The organism is Amycolatopsis sp. NPDC004368 (genome assembly GCF_053602515.1).
This window is the reverse complement of the sequence record NZ_JBSGDT010000028.1, coordinates 79516-99058: the sequence shown is the minus strand read 5'-3', so window position 1 is coordinate 99058 and position 19543 is coordinate 79516. Positions and strand designations below refer to the sequence as shown.

Annotated in this window: 17 protein-coding genes and 2 pseudogenes; 5 read left to right on the top strand and 14 right to left on the bottom strand. The window is 70.6% G+C overall.

Annotation, left to right across the window (positions count from 1 at the left end; all coding sequences use genetic code 11):
- Positions 1-91: 91 nt before the first annotated feature.
- Positions 92-454, bottom strand: coding sequence for an ArsR/SmtB family transcription factor (locus tag ACWEOE_RS31110; protein ID WP_452015413.1), 363 nt, complete (start codon positions 452-454; stop codon positions 92-94).
- A 67-nt stretch (positions 455-521) separates the two neighbouring features.
- Here ACWEOE_RS31110 and ACWEOE_RS31105 point away from each other — a divergent pair, with 67 nt between their 5' ends.
- Complete coding sequence (locus ACWEOE_RS31105; protein ID WP_452015411.1) at positions 522-1502, top strand: cation diffusion facilitator family transporter; 981 nt, start codon at positions 522-524, stop codon at positions 1500-1502.
- A gap of 184 nt (positions 1503-1686) precedes the next feature.
- On the opposite strand, the gene ACWEOE_RS31100 is transcribed toward ACWEOE_RS31105, so the two are convergent.
- Entirely contained in the window at positions 1687-2289 is a 603-nt protein-coding gene (locus ACWEOE_RS31100; protein WP_452015409.1) for a cation transporter, read from the bottom strand.
- A 572-nt stretch (positions 2290-2861) separates the two neighbouring features.
- A complete protein-coding gene (gene cmtR / locus ACWEOE_RS31095; RefSeq protein ID WP_452015407.1) occupies positions 2862-3206 on the bottom strand; it encodes a Cd(II)/Pb(II)-sensing metalloregulatory transcriptional regulator CmtR in 345 nt (114 codons plus the stop codon).
- 111 nt (positions 3207-3317) lie between these two features.
- Between cmtR and ACWEOE_RS31090 the strand changes: the two genes are divergently transcribed.
- The 3 genes and pseudogenes from ACWEOE_RS31090 to ACWEOE_RS31080 all read left to right on the top strand — a co-directional run.
- Positions 3318-3947, top strand: a complete 630-nt coding sequence (locus ACWEOE_RS31090) for a hypothetical protein (protein WP_452015405.1) — start codon at positions 3318-3320, stop codon at positions 3945-3947.
- Between the two features lie 10 nt (positions 3948-3957).
- Positions 3958-4269: pseudogene (locus tag ACWEOE_RS31085) on the top strand (helix-turn-helix domain-containing protein); the annotation flags it as partial.
- Between the two features lie 29 nt (positions 4270-4298).
- A pseudogene (locus ACWEOE_RS31080) lies at positions 4299-4436 on the top strand (hypothetical protein); the annotation flags it as partial.
- A gap of 53 nt (positions 4437-4489) precedes the next feature.
- Here ACWEOE_RS31080 and ACWEOE_RS31075 read toward each other — a convergent pair.
- The 8 genes from ACWEOE_RS31075 to ACWEOE_RS31040 form a co-directional block, all read right to left on the bottom strand.
- The gene (locus ACWEOE_RS31075; RefSeq protein ID WP_452015403.1) at positions 4490-4612 is read right to left on the bottom strand and encodes a hypothetical protein; all 123 of its coding nucleotides are present in this window, start codon (positions 4610-4612) and stop codon (positions 4490-4492) included.
- A gap of 128 nt (positions 4613-4740) precedes the next feature.
- Positions 4741-5631 carry a 2-hydroxy-3-oxopropionate reductase gene (locus ACWEOE_RS31070; RefSeq protein WP_452015401.1) on the bottom strand — a complete coding sequence of 297 codons (891 nt, stop codon included), beginning with the start codon at positions 5629-5631 and terminating at the stop codon, positions 4741-4743.
- Positions 5628-6455, bottom strand: coding sequence for a hydroxypyruvate isomerase family protein (locus ACWEOE_RS31065; protein WP_452015399.1), 828 nt, complete (start codon positions 6453-6455; stop codon positions 5628-5630). The genes ACWEOE_RS31070 and ACWEOE_RS31065 overlap by 4 nt, the downstream gene beginning before the upstream one ends.
- 103 nt (positions 6456-6558) lie before the next feature.
- On the bottom strand, positions 6559-7635 hold the full coding sequence (locus ACWEOE_RS31060; RefSeq protein ID WP_452015397.1) for an acyl-CoA dehydrogenase family protein: 1077 nt from the start codon (positions 7633-7635) through the stop codon (positions 6559-6561).
- Positions 7636-7765: 130 nt separating this feature from the next.
- Entirely contained in the window at positions 7766-8689 is a 924-nt protein-coding gene (locus tag ACWEOE_RS31055; RefSeq protein WP_452015395.1) for a 2Fe-2S iron-sulfur cluster-binding protein, read from the bottom strand.
- Positions 8690-8723: 34 nt separating this feature from the next.
- Positions 8724-10505: an NAD(P)H-dependent oxidoreductase subunit E gene (locus ACWEOE_RS31050; RefSeq protein WP_452015393.1), complete on the bottom strand. Its 1782-nt coding sequence runs from the start codon at positions 10503-10505 to the stop codon at positions 8724-8726.
- A gap of 11 nt (positions 10506-10516) precedes the next feature.
- Positions 10517-12454 (bottom strand): molybdopterin oxidoreductase family protein, encoded by a 1938-nt coding sequence (locus ACWEOE_RS31045; protein WP_452015391.1) that lies wholly within the window; start codon positions 12452-12454, stop codon positions 10517-10519.
- 30 nt (positions 12455-12484) lie between these two features.
- Positions 12485-13471 carry a 2-dehydropantoate 2-reductase gene (locus ACWEOE_RS31040; RefSeq protein ID WP_452015389.1) on the bottom strand — a complete coding sequence of 329 codons (987 nt, stop codon included), beginning with the start codon at positions 13469-13471 and terminating at the stop codon, positions 12485-12487.
- A 301-nt stretch (positions 13472-13772) separates the two neighbouring features.
- On the opposite strand from ACWEOE_RS31040, the gene ACWEOE_RS31035 reads away from it, so the two are divergent.
- Positions 13773-14510, top strand: coding sequence for a GntR family transcriptional regulator (locus ACWEOE_RS31035; RefSeq protein WP_452015387.1), 738 nt, complete (start codon positions 13773-13775; stop codon positions 14508-14510).
- A gap of 63 nt (positions 14511-14573) precedes the next feature.
- Here the strand turns inward: ACWEOE_RS31035 and ACWEOE_RS31030 are convergent, their stop codons facing one another.
- The 3 genes from ACWEOE_RS31030 to frc all read right to left on the bottom strand — a co-directional run bounded on the left by ACWEOE_RS31030 (position 14574) and on the right by frc (position 19536).
- The gene (locus ACWEOE_RS31030) at positions 14574-15983 is read right to left on the bottom strand and encodes an OFA family MFS transporter (protein ID WP_452015385.1); all 1410 of its coding nucleotides are present in this window, start codon (positions 15981-15983) and stop codon (positions 14574-14576) included.
- Between the two features lie 173 nt (positions 15984-16156).
- On the bottom strand, positions 16157-18295 hold the full coding sequence (locus ACWEOE_RS31025; protein WP_452015383.1) for an acetate--CoA ligase family protein: 2139 nt from the start codon (positions 18293-18295) through the stop codon (positions 16157-16159).
- An 11-nt stretch (positions 18296-18306) separates the two neighbouring features.
- Positions 18307-19536, bottom strand: a complete 1230-nt coding sequence (frc, locus tag ACWEOE_RS31020; RefSeq protein WP_452015381.1) for a formyl-CoA transferase — start codon at positions 19534-19536, stop codon at positions 18307-18309.
- Positions 19537-19543: the final 7 nt, after the last annotated feature.

Here is a 19543-nt window from a genome sequence, read left to right as displayed (position 1 = left end):
CGAGTGGGTCGCACTTCTCATCCTGCCGCCGAAAGACCCGTCCCCATCTTCAGGCCCCACCAGCCGACACCAACGTCACGACCCGCAACAGCTAGCCGGCCTCACCCGCGCGATCCGCAACTCCCAGCCGCAGATGCTCGCTGTGATAGACAGCTTCATCGAGCAACTGGGCAACGTGATTGTCGTGCAGGCTGTACACGATGCTGCGGCCGTTGCGGGTCCCCACCACCAACCCGAGATTCCGCAGCAACCGCAACTGGTGCGACACGGCCGACTGCTCCATCCCGACCGCCGCCACCAGATCCCCCACGGCGAGGGGCTGCTCGCGCAGCGCGCTGAGGATCAGCAACCGGCTCGGGGTGGCGAGTGCCTGCAACGTGGTGGCCACCGCGGCGGCGGTGGTCGCGTCCAGCGGGCCGCCGGGGCGGCGACGTCCTTCGACCCCGTGTCCCATGGAGAGGAGACTAGAACACCACAGGAGACATGAACACATCTTCATTCGTTCTGCTACCGTGCCGGGCATGGACACCCACGGACACGGCCACGGGCTCCTCCACGCCCTGAAGCCGCACAGCCACCAGTCCGCGGACCGCATCGACGACACGCTCGAGGCGAGCCGTGCGGGGATGCGGACGTTGTGGCTGTCGTTCACCGGCCTGCTGGTGACGGCGGTCGCGCAGCTGGTGGTCGTCGCGTTCACCGGGTCGGTGGCGTTGCTCGGCGACACGCTGCACAACTTCGCCGACGCGCTCACCGCCGTGCCGCTGGCCGTTGCGTTCCTGCTCGCGCGCAGGCAGGCGACGCGCCGGTTCACGCACGGCCTCGGACGTGCCGAAGATCTCGCCGGGCTGGTGATCCTCCTCGTGATGGCGGGGTCCGCGGCGCTCGCGGGGTTCGAGGCGATCGATCGCCTCCTGAACCCGCGGCCCATGACGGGTGCGGGCTGGGTGGCGCTCGCCGGGGTGATCGGTTTCGCCGGCAACGAGGTCGTCGCGCGCTTCCGCATCCGCGTGGGGCGGCGGATCGGGTCGGCGGCGCTCGTCGCCGACGGGCTGCACGCGCGGACCGACGGCTTCGCCAGCCTCGCCGTGGTGCTCGCGGCCGGCGGGGCGCTCGTCGGCTGGACGTGGGCCGACCCGGTGGTGGGCCTGCTCATCACGGTGGCGATCGTCCTGGTCCTGCGCGACGCCGCGCGCGAGGTGTTCGGGCGGCTGCTCGATGCCGTCGACCCGCACCTGCTCGACGACGCAGAAAACGCACTGGCCCATACGCCCGGCGTGCTGAGCGTCGACGTCGTGCGGCTGCGCTGGATCGGCCACACCCTCGCCGGCGAGGCGGAGGTGTCGGTCGACCCGAGCCGCACGCTCGCCGAGGCGCACGGCATCGCGCACGCCGCGGAAGAGCGCATGGCGGCCGCACTGCCGCGGCTCGCGCGGGCGCTGATCCACGCGCACCCGGCGCGCGACGTCAACGTCGTTCCCGCGGCCGTCAAGGAAGCGTGAGCGCCGAGCGCACATCGGGCCGCGCCGCCGCACCCTGAGGTTTGTCAGGGTGACGCGTGGAAAGCGGGTGTGCGATGAGTGATCTGGCCGGTTCGGTGCTCCTGGTGAGCCTGTTCGTCACCTTCGCGGTGGTACTGCGGGGATTGCAGTGGTGGCTCGGGCGAGACCGCGGGCTGAGGCGCGCTCAGCAACAGTGCTCCCCGCGCCAGGCCTCGCGCCCCTCCCGCACCGCGACGACCGCGATGATCAGTGCGACGACCGGGTCCGCCCAATACCAGCCGAACAGCGTGTTGAGCAGCAGCCCGGCCAGCAACACCGCCGAGAGGTAGGTGCACAGCAGGGTCTGCTTCGAATCGGCCACGGCGCTCGCCGAGCCGAGCTCGCGGCCGGCCCTGCGCTGCGCGCCCGAGAGCACCGGCATGACCACCAGGGACACCGCCGCCAGCACGATGCCCACGGTCGAATGCCCCGCCTCGCTCCCCCTCGCCAGCGCCCACACCGCATCGCCGACCACGTAGGCCGCCAACGCGAAGAACGACACCGCGATCACCCTCAACGCCGCCCGCTCACGCCTCTCGTGATCCACCCCGGCGAACTGCCAGGCCACGGCCGCCGCCGAGGCCACCTCCACCACGGAGTCCAACCCGAACCCCACGAGCGCCCCCGAGCCCGCCGCTTCCCCGGCCACCAACGCGACCCCGGCCTCCACCACGTTGTACGCGATCGTCCCCGCCACCAACCACCGCACGCGCCGCGCCAGCACCCGCCGGCGCTCCGCCGCCACCATCGGTTCTCGGCGTTCACCCGCACCCGCCGAGGCCTCGCAGCAGTCACCTGCCGCCCCGGAGCCCGAACTGGCCTGTCCCGACCGCAGATGGCGCACCGGCACCGGCCGCCGCTCCCCCGCCTCCGCTGCTTCCCCGCGCTCACTCGAACCCACCGAGACGTCGCAACAGTCATCGGATGCACCCGATCCAGGTCGCTCTTCCGACCGCACCGACTCGCGCTCTTGATCCGAACGCGCGGCGGCATCGCAGCAGTCGACCGACGCTGCCACCTCTCGTTGCCCCTCGGAAGTCGCCGGGTCGGGTCCGAGCTCGCGCCGCGGTACAGGCCCGCAGCACTCGGTCGAATCTGCCTCGGTACGGCTGCGGTCGTCCGATGCCGCCGGGACGGGCCGGGGCTCAGCCGCCACCGCCGGCCCGCGCTGCTCCGGGTGGGCAACCGCGGAGCCGGGCCGAGAGTCAGGCGAGCAGCAGCTGCCCGAGGAAGCGATCGGCCCGCGTGCCCCAGATGTCAGCACCGAGCCGCAGCAGCCGGCGCCGCCGGCAGACCGGCGGTCGAGGCGAGCCTCCGAATTCATCGCGTTACCTCGGCGGCCGGCAAGTCCTCCTCGGCGCAGTCCGGGGTCGGGGCGACGGCGAGGACGACCCTCGTGAGTTCCGTCAGCGCTCGGGCCAGGTGCGGGTCGGCGAGGGTGTAGCGGACCTGGCGGCCCTGGTACGTCGCCAGGACGAGGCCACAGCCGCGCAGACAGGAGAGGTGGTTGGAGACGTTGGAGCGGCTCAGGCCGAGCTGTTCGGCCAGCTGGGCCGGGTACGCGACGCCGTCCAGGAGCGCGACGAGGATGCGGCACCGCGTCGGGTCCGCCAGGGCGCGGCCGACGCGGGCCAGGGCCGATTCACGGGTTTCACAGCTCAGCACCGGTGAATAGTACATCGACAACTGATCTATTGGGTAGGCCCTGAACCGGGTGACAGCGGAAACGGCCCGCGCCGTAAGATCTCCAGGCCACACCACAAAACAAGGAGAGCGATGTCCGCGATCGTGTCGTCGTCCGGTGGAGTTCGGCGCGGGGCGGCGAGGGCCGCCACGGAAGTACTGGCGCCGTGGGTGTGGGTGCTCGGGTTGCCGCTCGCGGTGGCGTGGCAGGTGACCGGCCACCGGATCGGGGCGACGGTGCTGTGGGGCCTCGTGGTGGGCGTCACGGGGTCGCTGATCCCGATGGCGGTGATCGTCCGGGGTGCGCGGCGCGGGAAGTGGGACGGGTACCACGTGACGAACCGCGCGGGGCGGGTGGTGCCGTTCGCGGTGTGCCTGGGTTCGTTGGCGGCCGGGTTCGTGGTGCTGATCGTCGGCGGGGCGCCGCGGGAGCTGATCGCGCTGACGGCGGCCGAGCTGGCGTGCCTGGTGGTGGCGGTGGCGATCACGTTCGGGCTGAAGTTCAAGATCTCCATCCACGCCGAGGTCGCGGCGGGCGCGACCGTGATGCTGGTGTGGGTGTACGGGCCGTGGCTGCTCCTGCTGGCACCGTTCGTCGCGTGGGTGGCGTGGTCGCGGGTGGAGCTGGGTGACCACACCGCGGCCGAGGTGACCAGCGGCGTCTTCGTGGGCGCGGTCGTGGGCGGCGCCGTCTACTTCGGACTGCTGGCCGCGCTCTCCTAGACTGCGCAGCATGGCCAACCTCCTCGGCGACTACCTGCGAGCGCGGCGCGAGCTCGTCGCCCCCGAGGACGTCGGCCTGCCCGCGGGTGGGCGACGGCGGGTGCGCGGCCTGCGCCGCGAGGAGCTGGCCCTGCTGGCGGGCATCAGCAGCGACTACTACATGCGCCTGGAGCAGGGCCGCGACCAGAACCCGTCCGCTCAGGTGCTCGACGCGCTCGCCCGCGAGCTCGGCCTCGACGGCGACGCCACCCGCCACCTCCACAGCCTCACCGCCGCCGCGCCCGCCGGCCCCGTCCGTCCGGCGCCGGTGGTGCCGCCGAGCATCGCCGAGCATGACCCGGCCACCACACGCGGCTGGGCATGGGCAGCAACCGCAACGGCGCCGCGGGCGAGGCGCTCGAGATGAAGGTGCCGGCGGGCACGGTGGTGTTCACCGAGGACGGCGAGCTCGTGGCCGACCTCGTGTCGCTGGGCACCACCTTCATCGCCCTGCCGATTTTCTCCCTCAGCAGCACCAGCCGATGCCCTCGCCCACACACAAGTCATCCGAACGCAACGGTGCGCACACGCTCGTCGACGTCGAGCCGCGGATCGACCATGCCGCGGTCCCGCCGGCCCGACGCCGGACCGAAGACCGCGCCACCTCCGACGTTCACCGCCGCCAAGCCCGCCGCTCCTGGGCGGCCCAGCCCGGCCCGCGACCAAGCACCGCTGTGGGCGGATCCCGCACTCCCGGACCCGCCCACAACAGCAAACCTCAAACCCGCCCGTCAGCACCCCCAGGCGGGCCCCGTCAGACCTCCTCCGACGACCGGCCGGACAACCCTTCCACGACCTTCAGCAACGCCGAGTGGTCCAGCGAACCATGGCCCATCGCGCGCCCCGCGGCCACGAGTTGGGCGACCAGGCCGGTCATCGGCAGCGAGACATCGGCCTGGCGCGCCGCGGCGAGCGCGATGCCCATGTCCTTGTGGTGCAGGTCGATGCGGAAGCCGGGCTGGAACTGGCGTGCCACCATCGACTTGCGTTTGAGCTCCAGGATGCGGCTGCCCGCGAGGCCGCCGGCGAGGACGTCGAGGCCGGTGCCGGCGTCGACCCCCGACGCTTCCAGCAGCACGATCGCCTCGGCCACCAGGCCGTAGATGCCGCCGACCACGAGCTGGTTGGCGGCTTTCACGACCTGGCCCGCGCCGTGGGGTCCCACGTGGACGATGGTCTTGCCGAGTGCCTCGAAGATCGGCCGGGCCGCCTCGAAGTCCTCCGCCTCGCCGCCGACCATGATGGACAGTGCCGCCTGCTCGGCGCCTGCCTGGCCACCGGACACGGGGGCGTCGAGCACCCGGATCCCCTTGCCGGTGCCGGTTTTCGCGACGGCGATCGACGTCTCGGGGCGGATCGTGCTCATGTCGGCGAGTAGGGTGCCCGGCTTGACGACGTCGAGGACCCCGCCCGGCGCCAGCACGACCTGCTCCACCTGCGGGTGGTCGGGCAGCATCGTGATCACCACGTCCGCCTCGGCGACCGCGTCGCCCACGTCGGCGGCGGCGCGCCCGCCCGCGGCGGTGAGCTTCGCCAGCGCGTCGGCACTCAGGTCGAAGCCGCTCACGTCGTGTCCCGCACCGGCCAGGTGCGCGGCCATCGGCGTGCCCATCACGCCGAGACCGATGAAGCCGACCTTGCTCATTTGTCTCCCCTTCGCTCTTCCGGCAGCCAGGCCAGCGAATCGAGTGTGGGACCGTCCGGTTTGTACTCGATCCCCACGTGTCCGCGGTAGCCCGCCGCCGCCAGCTTTTCCAGGTGTCCCTCGAGGTCCAGAGCCCCCGTGCCCGGCTGGTGCCGGCCCGGCGCGTCGGCGATCTGCACGTGCCCGGTGCGCGGGGTGTACTCGGCGATCACGGAGTCGAGGTCGTCGCCGTTCACCGCCAGGTGGTAGAGGTCCGCGAGCAGCCGTACGTTGTCGAGCCCCAGCTTGTCGGCCACTGCCACGGCATCGGCCGCCGTCTTCAGCGGATACGCGGGCGTGCCCGAAAGCGGCTCCAGCACGATCTGCGCGCCGATCTTCGCCGCAGAAGAAGCGGCCGTGGCCAGGTGCTCGAGCGCCAGCTCGTCCTGTTCGGACGGTGCGACGCCGTCGAGCCGGTTGCCGTACAGCGCGTTGAAGCTGCGGCAACCGAGGCGGTCGGCGATCCCGATCGCGATCGTCAGGCTCACCGCGAACTCGGCCTCGCGCCCGACCCACGACACGAGCCCGCGCTCGCCCGCCGCCATGTCGCCGGCGTACAGGTTCAGCCCGGTCAGCTGCACCCCGGCCTGCTCGACGGAGCGCACGAACTTCTCGACCTCGACCGGCCGCGGGTCGGCGCTGTCGAAGGGCCACCAGTACTCGACCGCGGTGAAGCCCGCTGCCCGAGCGGCCTGCGCGCGCTCGAGCAGCGGGAGCTCGGTGAACAGGATCGACAGGTTGGCGGTGTAGGGCAGCGAGTGCCGCACCCCGGCGGGACCGGTCATCGGATACCTCGGCTCATCGGATCTCAATTTTCGTATTGTGGAAGCTTTCTTCCGTATATCGAGACTAGCGGCCCGACGCGCACTCGGTCAACGGGCACGCGGGTCACAGCGCCGAGTGCAGTTCCGGCACCACGGCACAATCGGCCCGGGCCGCGAGGTCCACCACGGTGTCGACGGTCGGCTCCAGCGCGCAGTGCGCCCGCGCGTCGCGGAAGCACCGTTCGAGCACGGAGTCACCCGGGTAGGCCGACGACTGCCGCAGCGCCGCCTCGGTGATCGCCGTGACGGCTTCCCCCGCGGCCAGCCACAGGTGGAAGAACTTCGGCAACGCGTGGGCGGGGTCCCAGCTGCACGTCGCGAACGCGTCGGCGGCCAGCACCCGCACAGCCGACGCCCGCAGCCGCATCCGGGCGAGCTCCGTCCGTGCCGGGTCGGAACCGGCCACCCGCTCGATCGCCGCTTCCGCGAGCCCCAGCGCCACGGCCGCGCCCAGCCCGAGAAACCACGGCAGCGCCAGATCCAGCACCACCTCAGCGCCTTCGCCGTCGTGGCCGAGGATCGTGTTTTCGGGCAACTGCACGGGATCCGCGCACACGGTCGTGGCCGACGTGCCCCGCAGGCCCAAGCCACCACCCGGAGCGGGCACGAACAACCCGGGTGCGTGGCCGGGCACGAACCACAGCGTCGCGGCTCCCCGCCCGCTCGCCGGCCGCGTCGACCACACGTAGCTGTCGGCCTCCCCCGCCGCGATCACGCCCGCCTTCCGGCCCACCAGGTCGACGACACCGCCGTGGGCACTGGCCACCCCGTCGGGCGCGAGCAACCGGCTGCCGGGGGCTGCGTCCGAGAGCGCCAGCGTGCTGAGGTGGTGGCCCGCGGCGAGGTCCGCGCGCACGGACTGGTCGGCGTGCGCCTCCAGCACCGCAACTGCCGCGAAGTGCGAGCGCAGCACCGTGGCCGTGCTCGCACACGAACGCGCCACGACCTCGACCACCCGCGCGGCTTCGGCCAGCCCGTGCCCACCACCGCCGAGCCGCCGCGACGCCGTCATCGCCAGCACGCCCTTGCGGCTCAACGCCGCCACCGACGCCCGCGGGAACCGCGCGAGCCGGTCGGACTCGGCGGCGGCCGGCGCGACGGTGCCGGCCACGGTACGGGAGATTTCTTCGACAGAAGGCACCATTGCCCCCTTCGTTCGGGGAAAACCGCGGGGAACAGAGCGTGCGGGACCCGCCGTCCCGCACGTCCGCGGGCGCAGGCAGGCCGGGACGGGGAACGGCGGGTCCAGGAGGGGCGGTTCGGGATCGCCCTCAGGTGTTCTGCACGTGCTGCCAGCCGAAACGGCCCTTGATGCAGAGGTTTCCGTGGGTCACGGAGCTGTCGTGCGGGCTCGTGACCTTCACGATCTCGTTGTCCTGCACGTGCAGCGTCAGGTTGCAGCCCACGCCGCAGAACGTGCACACGGTCGTGGTCTCCGTCTGCCGGGACTCGTCCCAGGTGCCGTCCTCGCGTTTGTCGTGCTCGGCCTTGAAGCTGAGCGCGCCCGTGGGACAGACCTCGACGCAGTTTCCACAGTAGACACACGCGCTGTCGGGCAGCGGCGTCGAGAACTCCGTGGAGATCCGCGCCCCGAACCCCCGCCCGGCCACGGAGATCGCGAACGAGTTCTGCCACTGGTCGCCGCACGCGTCCACGCACTTGTAGCACAGGATGCACTTGCCGTAGTCCCGCACGTAGAGCGCGTTGTCCACCTTGACCGGCTGCGCCACGGTGGCCGCGGTCAGCCCGTCGACGGGCTCGTGCTCGCCCGGCAACGCGTGGTCCCGCTCGTCCGACGGCGGCGCGGGCGGCCCGAACCGCTCCGGGTCGGCCCCGGTCTCGGCCATCCACTCGGCGACGCCGGGCGTGGTCGAGAGGTCGGTCGCCGAGCCCAGCAGCTCCAGCACGACCTTGCGGCTGGTCCTCGTGCGCTCGGAATCCGTGCGCACGACCATGCCCGGCTCGGCCTTGCGCGAGCATGACGGCACCAGCGTCCGCGAACCCTCCACCTCCACCATGCACACGCGGCACGCGTTGGCGGGCTTGAGCGTGTCGCCGTAGCACAGCGTGGGGATCTCCTTGCCCACCGCCGAGCAGGCTTCGAGGATCGTGGCGCCCTCGGGCACGCTGACGGCCTGACCGTCCACAGTGAACTCGACCAGGCGCTTCGGCAGACCCAGCTCTACGATGCTCATGACTCCTCCACGGGAAAGAGGGTGTCGTCGGTCGTCACGATTCCACTCCGTTCAACGCACCCAGCCGCTCGACAGCCGACTCGATCGCGTTCCACGCCGTCTGGCCCAGCCCGCAGATCGACGAGTCCCGCATCACCTGCCCGACCTCGCGCAGCAACGCGAGATCGTCGGCATCGGTGCTCAGCCGGCGCCCGCCGACGATGCGGCTCACCGCCTCCTCCTGGCGCACCGTCCCGATCCGGCACGGCACACACTGCCCGCACGACTCGTCGCGGAAGAACGACGCGATGCGCAGCAGGAACTTCCCGAGGTCGGCTTGGTCGTCGAGCGCCAGCACCACGCCCGAGCCGAGCGTGGTGCCCGCGGCGCGCGCGTCCTCCATCGTGAGCGGCAGGTCGAGCTCGTCGGGCCGCACGAACCCGCCTGCCGCGCCGCCCAGCAGCACCGCCCGCAGCTCACGGCCCTCCGGCACGCCCCCGGCCAGCTCCAGCAGCTCGCGCAGCGTGGTGCCGAACGGAACCTCGTACACGCCGGGCTTGCGCACGTTGCCGGACAAGCAGAACAGCTTGGGTCCGGCCGATTTCTCCGTGCCGATCCGCCGGTACGCGGCATACCCGGCGGTGAGGATCAGCGGCACGTTCACCAGCGTCTCGACGTTGTTCACCACCGTCGGCTTCCCGAACAGCCCCTGCTCGGTCGGGAACGGCGGCTTCGAACGCGGCTCCCCGCGGAAGCCCTCGATCGAGTTGAAGATCGCCGTTTCCTCGCCGCAGATGTAGGCACCCGCGCCGCGGCGGATCTCGATGTCGAACGAGAACCCCGCGTGCCCCATGATGTCCGTGCCGAGGAACCCGCGTTCACGGGCGACGTCGATCGCGTTCTGCACCAGCCGGCGCGCCCGCGGGTACTCGCCGCGCAGGTACAGGTAGCCCAACGTGGCGCCGGTCGCGAACCCCGCGATCGTCATCGACTCGACCAGCGCGAACGGGTCGCCCTCCAGCAGCACCCGGTCCTTGAACGTGCCGGGCTCGCTCTCGTCGGCGTTGCACACCAGGTAGTGCGGCAACGCGGGCTGGCTCGCCGCGCCCTGCCACTTGCGCCCGGTCGGGAACGCGGCGCCGCCGCGGCCCATCAGCCCCGCGTCGGTCACCTCGCGGATCACGCCGTTCGGGCCGAGCAGCAGCGCGTTGCGCAGGGCCGCGTACCCACCGGTGGCCCGGTAGTCGTCGAGGCTCTCCGGGTCGACGGCCCCGACCCGGTGCAGCAGCGTCAACGACGACCGATCCGTCTGGTGCAGCACCGGCGCGGCACCCTCCTCGGTGGACGGTGACCGGCGGGCCGCCAGCACCGCCGCAGCACCGGTGGCCGGGGCGAGCAGCTCACTGCCCGCCGGGTCACCGGCCTCGAACGCCAGCGCCGCCGGCGCCCTCTCGCACACGCCCAGGCACGGGCTGCGCAGCCACGTGACCCCGCCGCGAGACTTGCCCGCGGGTCCGATGTGCTCGGTGAGCGTCTCGCACACCGTGTCGGACCCGTTGACGCGGCACGCGAGGTCGGTGCACACGTGCACCACGCGTTCGGGTCGCTCGGAGAGCGAGAACAGCGAGTAGAAGCTCGCCACGCCGTACGCGTCGGCCGGCGGCACGTGCAGCTTCTCGCAGATGTAGTTCAGCGCGCCCTGGCTGATCCAGCCCACCCGGTCGTTCACCGCGTGCAGCGCCGGCAGCAGCTGGTCCCGCGCCGCACCTTCGGGCAACGCGTCCACGGCCGCGCGTTCTTCGAAGGTGGCCTTCGCGTCGAGGAACTGGAGATCCATCCCCGGCCCCCTCAGCCCACGACCGCGTCGGCGGGCAGCTTGTCCACGCGGATCGCCGCGGCCTTGTACTCGGCCGTGCCCGCCACCGGGTCGGTCGCTTCGATGGTGATCACGTTGACGTCGACCTCGTCCGGGAAGTGGAACGTCATGAACGCCAGGCCCGGCCGCAGCCCCTCGTCGATCCGCACCGGGGCGACGATCGCCCCGCGCCGCGACGAGACCTGCACCAGCTCGTCCTCGGCGACACCCAGCTGGGCGGCGTCGGCCGAGCACAGGTCGAGCGTCTCGCCGCGCCGGCGCGGCGAGGGGAACCCGCCCGACTGCACGCCGGTGTTGTACGAATCGAGCCGCCGGCCCGTGGTGAGCCGCAGCGGGAACTCGTCGTCGAGCACGTCGACCGGCGGGCTGTGGCGCAGCACTGTGAACGGCGCCGGACGGCCGCGCTCGGCCGGGTCCTCGGCCCACAGCCGCGCGTGCAGGTACGACGGTTCGAGCGTGTTCTCGCTGTAGCACGGCCACTGGATGCCGCCCAGCTCCTCGAGCCGCGGGTAGCTCATGCCCGCGTGGATCGGCGAGAGCGAGCGCAGCTCGTCCCACACCTCGCGGCCGTCCTCACCGCTGTAGTGCCAGTCGTGGCCCAGGCGCCGGGCGAGCTCGCAGATCAGCTCGATGTCGTCGCGGGCACCGGCCGGCGGGTTCACCGCCTTGCGCACGCGCTGCACGCGCCGCTCGCTGTTGGTGAAGGTACCGTCGCTCTCGCACCACGCGGCGGACGCGGGCAGCACCACGTCGGCCAGCTGCGCGGTCTTGGTCAGGAAGATGTCCTGCACGACCAGGTGCTCGATGTTCGACAGGCGCTTGATCGTGTGCTCGCAGTCGGCCTCGGACTGCACCGGGTTCTCCCCGATCACGTACACGCAGGTCAGCGTGCCGTCCTCCATGGCCTCGAGCATCTGCGTGAGGTTCTTGCCCTTGTACGGCGGGATGGTCGAGCCCCACGCCGCGTCGAACTTCGCGCGCACGGCCGGGTCGAGCACGTCCTGGAACCCGGGCAGCCGGTCGGGGATCGCGCCCATGTCGCCGCCGCCCTGCACGTTGTTCTGCCCGCGCAACGGGTTCAGGCCGGCGCCGTAGCGTCCGACCTGCCCGGCCAGCAGCGACAGGTTGATCAGCGACAGCACGTTGTCGGTGCCGTTGTGGTGCTCGGTGATGCCCAGCGTCCACGACATCTGGCCGCGGTCGGCGCGGGCGTAGGTGTGGGCCAGCTCCCTGATCAGCTCGGCCGGCACCTTCGTGGCCTGCTCGGCAACCTCGAGCGTCCACGGCTCCACCGAAGCCGCGAACTCCTCGTAGCCCTCCGTGGCCCGCTCGATGAACGTGGTGTTCGCGAGTCCGGAGTGGATGATCTCGCGGGCGATCGCGTTGGCCAGCGGGATGTCGGTACCGACCTCGAGCTGCAGCTGCCGGTGCGCCCACTTCGCCGTGCTGGTCTGACGCGGGTCGACCACGAAGAGCTTCGCTCCCTTGTGGACGGCCTTGAGCACGTGCTGGAAGAAGATGGGATGCGCCTCCCGCGGGTTGCCGCCCCAGATCACGATCACGTCGGCGTCTTCGATCTCCGCGTACGACGACGTGCCGCCGCCGCTGTCGAACACGCGCGCCAGACCGGCGACGCTCGGCGCGTGGCAGGTGCGGTTGCACGAGTCCACGTTGTTCGTCCCCATCACCGCGCGGGTGAACTTCTGGGCCACGTAGTTCATCTCGTTGGTGGCCCGCGCGCAGGAGAACATGCCGAAGGCCTCAGGGCCCTTCGTCTCCAGCGTGCTCCGGAACCCCGCCGCGGCGCGGTCGAGCGCCTCTTCCCACGTCGCCGGCCGCAGTACACCGGAGTCCCGGACGAGCGGCTCGGTCAGCCGGGCGTACGGCGTGGTGTCCTTCCTGCGCTTCATGGTGTCTCTCCTCGGGTGGTGCGATGGGTTTCAGCCGACCGGCACGGCGGTGGCCGTGCGGTTCAGCAAGCCGATGGCCGCGTGGACGTGGCGCAGCGCGGGCGCCGGCACCCCGGTGATCCCGGCGAGCTCGACCACGGCGCCGATGATCGCGTCGATCTCCAGCGGCTTGCCCGCCTCGAGGTCCTGCAGCATCGACGTCTTGTGGTGCCCGACGCGCCAAGCCCCGTCGATCCGCTTCTCCACGGAGACCTGGGGATTCGCGCCCGCCGCGCGGGCGATGGCGAGGGTTTCGGTCATCATCGTGGCCACGAGCTCGCGCGTGTCCTCGTGCTCGCACATCTGCGCCATCGTCGCCCGCGTCAGCGCGCTCAACGGGTTGAACGCGACGTTGCCCATGAGCTTCACCCAGATGTCGTCGCGCAGGTTCGGCTCGACGGGCGCCTTGAGGCCACCCGCGACCATCGCCTCCGACAACGCGACGCAGCGGGGCGAAACCCCGCCCGCCGGCTCGCCCAGGGAGAAGCGCGTGCCTTCGAGGTGCCGGATCACGCCCGGCTCCTCGATCACGGTCGAGCAGTAGACGACGCACCCGATGGCGCGCTCGACCGCCATCACCCGGCTGGTCTCGCCGTCCGGGTCCACGGTCTCGACCCGGTGGCCTTCGAGGGGGTGCCCGGTCAGGCCGTGGAAGTACCACCACGGGATCCCGTTCTGCGCCGCGACGAGCGCGGTGTCGGGGCCCAGCAGTGGTGCGAGCAGCTCGCCGCTGCTCGGGTAGGAATGGGCTTTCAGCCCGAGGAAGACGAAATCGACCGGGCCGATCTCGGCCGGATCGTCGGTCACGTGGGGATGCGCGGTGAAGTCTCCGCGAGGACTGAGCACCCGCACTCCGTGTTCGCGCATCGCCTCGAGGTGCGCCTTGCGCGCGACCAGATGGACCTCGGTGCCGCCTCGGTGCATGGCCGCACCCACGTAGGCGCCGATCGCGCCCGCGCCCAGAACAGCAACCCGCATGGTGTGCCTCCCGCTCGGTCGAACACAGCGATTGCATACAGTATCCCGCGATCTGACTCAGCGCCAGGATCCGGTCATGGAATTCGCCGATGACACCCGGGCGGAGCACGAGAGCCCAGCGCCGGCGGTCATTTCGGGTGGTCCGATTGATCCACTTCGGGTGAGATTCAGACCACAGGGCGAAGAGTTGGGATTTTGCATACCAAAACCTGTATTCTGGCTCCAGCATCGCGAGTACCCGCGTTCACGCGGACTCCGAGCTCTCCGACCACACGCGTATTCCGGATCGACGAGGTGCCCCGTGACCCAGACCGCCTCTCCCCTGCCCGAGCGCGGGCCCACCGGTCGGCGGACGGCCAAGGGGTCGCTCGCGGCCAAGTCGGCCCAGCGCGTGGAACGGCCGGCGCCACTGCGCCAGGTCGTGTACGAAGCGCTGGCCGAGCTGATCATCAACCGCACGCTCGAGCCCGGGCAGCACCTGGTCGAAGCCGACCTCGCCGAGTACCTCGGCGTGAGCCGCCAGCCGGTGCGCGAAGCGTTGCAACGCCTGCAGACCGAGGGCTGGGTCGACCTGCGGCCGGCGCAGGGCGCCTTCGTGCACATGCCCACCGACGAGGAGGCCGACCAGCTGCTCGGCGTCCGCGCGGTCCTGGAGACCCACTCGGCGCGCCTGGCCGCGGGCTGCGCGACCGAAGCGGACATCGCCCGGCTGTGGGAGCTGCAGAACGCCGGGCTCGCGGCACTGGCCGCCGACGACAGCGAGGGCCTGGTCACGGCCAACGCCGACCTGCACGCGTTCCTCACCGAGCTCACCGGCAACGCCGTGCTCGCCGAGCTGATCGGGCTCGTCGACCGCCGCGTGCGCTGGTACTACACGCCGATCGCCCGGCCCCGCGGGCACGACGCGTGGCACGAGCACGCCGAGCTGATCGAGGCCGTCGCGGCGCACGACGTCGACAAGGCCGAGAAGATCATGGCCCACCACACGGAACGCACGCGTCAGGCGTTCCACGAGCGGCCCGAAGCAGCCAGGGAGTGAGGGGGCGGGCGTCAACCGCCCCCTCACTCCCTGGCCCTCATCCCCGGGGTACTCCGGCTGGCGTCAGTTGCCGGCGCTCCCGGTGGCGGGTGAGGCCTCCGCGACGAGGCCCGAACCCTCCTGCTCCGACGAGGTCGTGCCGCCGCGGCGGCCCGGCTGACGCAGGAACAGGACCATGACGGCCGACAGCAGCGCGATGCAGCCGGCCAGGATGTAGGCACCCGTGTAGCCCCACGCCGCGATCACGCCGGCGGCCAGACCACCACCGCCGACCCCACCGATCAGCTTGGCGCTGTAGACGAGGCCGTAGTTCGTGGCGTTGTGGTTCTCACCGAAGTAGTCCGGCACGAGCGCGGCGAACAGCGGGTAGAACGCGCCGCTGCCGAACCCGGTCAGAACGGCGAACACCATGAACCAGAACAAGCTGTGCGAGTTGCCCGACCACATCACGCCGAACTGGGCGACGGCCGCGATCACCAGGACCCAGAACAGCGTGGCCTTGCGGCCGATCCGGTCCGACGCCCAGCCGACGAGGCCGCGGCCGACGCCGTTGACGATCGCGAGGATGCCGGCCGAGGACGCCGCGACGAACGCGCCGAAGTGGCTCTCCTCGGCGAACGGCACCTGGAAGTTGATGCCGAACAACGACACACCGCCGATCACGATCAGCGTGACCCACATCAGCGGGAGCATGCCGGTCTTGATCGCTTCCATCGGCGTGAACTGCCGGACGGCCGGCGGGTTCTTCTCCAGGCTCTTCGCGTTGCCGGTCGCCTTGCCCTTCAGCCACGCGATGGGGTCGACCTCGGCCGGCCACCAGTTCTTCGGCGGGTCCTTGAACAGGAACCCGCAGATCCCGACGATGATCAGCATGTAGAGGCCGATGGCGTCGAGCGTGATCGTCAGGTTCTCGTGGCCGAGGAACGCGCTGAACAGGTAGATGAACGGCACGGAACCGTAGGCGAACCCGCCGTTCACGAACCCGGTGCGGGCACCGCGTTTCTCCGGGTACCACTTGCCGACCATGTTGATGCAGGTGGCGTAGACCAGCCCGGCGCCGGTACCGCCGAGCACCGAGTACCCGATGAACGCGAGTACCAGGTTCCCGCTGTGCGCGATGGTGAAGTACCCGACCCCGGAGCAGACCGCGCCGATGAGCATGGCGGTCTTGGCCGAGACGATGTTCTTCTCACGCAGCCGCCCGGCCGGGAACGCGACCCCGGCCTGGAAAACGGCCCAGATGCTGGCCAGCCAGAACGCGTCCGACAGCGACCAGCCGTATTTCTCTTCGAGTGTTCCTTCGACGGCTCCCCAGCCGTATTCGAACACGCTGACCGCCATCATGGCGATCCACGGCAACCAGACCATGAAGGCTCGGGAGCGGCCCATGATGTCGTGCGGGCTCTCGCCGATCCGGTACTTGCGTCCGTTGTCGTCGACGATCTCCTGGTACGTCGGTAAGGCTGCGGTCATGAGAGTTCTCTTTCGTCAACGTTGACTTCGGTTCCCTCTGAACGGGGTGGCTCCTGGTCCCCCGCCGGGCGCGACCGCGCGCGCCCGGCGCTTCTAACGTCTGTGTCTTCCCCCGCTTCACCGACGGCTAGGTGTCCGGCAAGATACGCCTCCTTCCCTCTCGCCGGAAGTGATCAACCGAGCAGACCGGCCGACCTCGCCCAGCGGTACTTGGCACCGAGCACCGCCACGGGCTTCTCGGTCGTGTAGGGGTAGGCGACGATCCCGTTGGCGTAGAGGTGGTCGCTCGCGGCCTCCACCTCGACGTCCCCGGAGAGCGACGCCACCACCGGCTTGTGGATCCCCTTGCGGCGGAACTGTTCGACCACGTCCACCACGAGCTCGGCGAACACCATCGGCGGCGTGACGATCGTGTGCCAGTAGCCGAGGATCAAGGAGTGGATTCGCTCGTCGGACAGCCCGAGCGCGATCGTGTTCCGGTAGGTCGACGGCGGCTCGCCACCCGTGATGTCCACCGGGTTGCCGGCCGCGCCGAACGGCGGGATGAACTTCCGGAACGCCTCGTCGAGGTCGCCGGGGATCTCCATCAACGACAGGCCGTTGTCCACGCAGGCGTCGGACAGCAGCACACCCGAGCCGCCGGCGCCGGTGATGATGACGACGTTCTCGCCCTTCGGCGTGGGCAGCAGCGGGAGGCCCCGGGCGTACTCGAGCATGTCGTTGAGTCCCGGTGCCCTGATCACGCCGCTCTGGCGCAGGATGTCGTCATAGACCTTGTCGTTGCCGGCCAGCGCGCCGGTGTGCGAGCTCGCCGCCTTGGCGCCCTGCGAGGTGCGCCCGGCCTTGAGCACGACCACCGGCTTCTTCGCCGACACGCGCTTGGCGGTCTCGGCGAACGAGCGGCCGTCCTTGAGGTCTTCGAGGTGCATCGCGACGAGCTGGGTGTTCTCGTCGTGCTCGAAGAAGGTGAGCAGGTCGTCCTCGTCGATGTCCGCCTTGTTGCCCACGCCCACGATGGACGACACGCCCATGCCGGCCGAGCGGCTGAACCCCAGGATCGCCATGCCGATGCCGCCGCTCTGCGAGGAGAGCGCGACACCACCCTTGACGTCGTAGGGGGTGCAGAAGGTCGCCGACAGGTTCTCGGGGGTGTAGTAGTAGCCGTAGATATTCGGGCCGAGGATGCGCACGCCGTGCTTGCGCGCGATCGCGACGACCTGGTTCTGCAGCTCGATCTCGCCCGTCTCGCCGAACCCGGACGGGATCAGGATCGCCCCGGCCACGCCCTTCGCGCCGGCCTCTTCCAGCGCGGCCGCCACGAACTTCGCCGGGATGGCGAACACCGCGACGTCCACGTCTCCGGGTACGTCGGCGATGCTGGCGTAGGCCTTGCGGTCGAGGATCTCCGACGCCTTGGGGTTGATCGGGTGGATCTCCCCCGCGTAGCCGCCGTTGACGAGGTTCTTCATGACCGAGTTGCCGATCTTGCCGGCCTCGGCCGAAGCCCCGATCACCGCGATGGCGGCCGGCTTCATGATCCGGTTCATCGACGCGAGGATCTCCTCCTGCGTGAACCGCACCGGCTCCTTCGCCGCGTCCGGGTCGACCAGGATGCGCACGTCGACGGCGGTGGCGCCGTCGGCCGTGGCGAGCACCGGGTTGAGGTCGACCTCGGCGAGCTGTGGGAAGTCGGTGACCAGCTGCGAGAGCTTGTGGATGATGCCGGTGAGGGCTTTCTTGTCCACCGCCTCCGCCCCGCGGACGCCGTTCAGGATCTCGGCGGCCGCGATACCGTCCACCATGGACAGTGCCTCGTCCTCGCTGGTCGGGGCCAGCCGGAAGGTCACGTCCTTGAGCACCTCGACGAGCACGCCGCCGAGGCCGAACGCCACGATCTTGCCGAAGGTCTGGTCGGTGACCGACCCGATGATGACCTCCTGGCCGGTGGTCAGCATCTGCTGCACCTGCACGCCGACGATCTTCGCGTTCTCGTTGTAGGCCTTGGCGTTGGCCAGGATCGTGGCGTAGCCCTCGGCCACCTGCTCGGCCGTGCGCAGGCCGACGAGCACGCCGCCGGCCTCGGTCTTGTGCAGGATGTCGGGCGACACGATCTTCAGCACCACCGGCAGGCCGATCTCCTGCGCCTGCGCCACCGCCTCGTCGGCCGAGGTCGCGAGGCGCTCCTGCGGGGTGGGGATGTCGTAGGCCTCGCACACCGCGCGGCCTTCGGGGGCGGTGAGCGACGACCGGCCCTCGGCCGCCGCCTGCGCCAGGATCTTCTCGACCGCTTCGCGGCCGGTTCCCGTGGTCATCCGGAATCTCCTTAGATCACGCCTGCGGTGCGCAGCCGCTCGAGGTCGTCACTTGCGTAGCCGAGTTCGGTCAGCACCTCGTCGTTGTGCTCGCCCAGCAGCGGTGACCGCTCGATGTCCACCGGGGAGTCGGACAGCTTGAGCGGGCACCCGACGGTCTTGAACTTCCCGCGCTCGGGGTGGTCGATCTCGACCACGGAGCCGAGTTCGGCGAGCGTCTCGTCCTCGATGAGCTCCTTCGTGGACAGGATCGGGCCGCACGGGATGTTGTGGGCGTTGAGCTTCTCCATGACCTCCCACTTGGTGTGGCGCTCGGTCCACTGCTCCACGAGCGCGAACACCTTGTCCAGTTTGGACAGCCGGGCCTCGGGGGTGGCCCACTCGGGGTCCTCGGCGAGCTCGGGCTGGCCCAGCAGCTCGGTGAGCGGCTGCCAGCCGACCGGCTGGATGATCACGTAGATGTAGTCGTTGGGGCCGCCGGGCGCGCAGCGCACCGCCCAGCCGGGCTGGCCACCGCCGGAGGCGTTGCCCGAGCGCGGCACCTCGTCGCCGAACACCTCGTTGGGGTACTCGCCGAGCGGACCGTGGGTCAGGCGCTGCTGGTCGCGCAGCTTGACGCGGCAGAGGTTGAGCACCGCGTCCTGCATGGCGACCTGCACCCGCTGGCCGCGGCCGGTGTTCGTGCGCTGGTACAGCGCGGCGAGCATCGCGGCCACGAGGTGGATGCCGGTGCCGGAGTCACCGATCTGCGCGCCGGTCGCGGTGGGCGGACCCTCCTCGAACCCGGTGGTGCTCATCGAGCCGCCCATGGCCTGCGCGATGACCTCGTAGGCCTTGAAGTCGGCGTAGCGACCCGGGCCGAAGCCCTTGATCGAGGCGTAGATCAGTCCCTGGTTGATCTCCTGCAGCTTCTCCCAGGAGAAGCCGAAGCGGTCGACCACACCGGGGCCGAAGTTCTCCACCAGGATGTCCACACCGGACACCAGCTTGGTGAAGATCTCCTTGCCTTCTTCGCTTTTCATGTTGAGCGTGATGCTGCGCTTGTTCCCGTTCAGCATCGTGAAGTAGAGACTGTCCACTCCGGGCAGGTCCCGCAGCTGGCCGCGCGTGATGTCGCCGCGGCCCGGCGTCTCCACCTTGATCACGTCCGCGCCGAGCCAGGCGAGGATCTGGGTCGACGACGGTCCCGACTGGACGTGGGTCATGTCGAGGACGCGGACGCCCTCAAGTGCCTTTCCCATCTTTCCT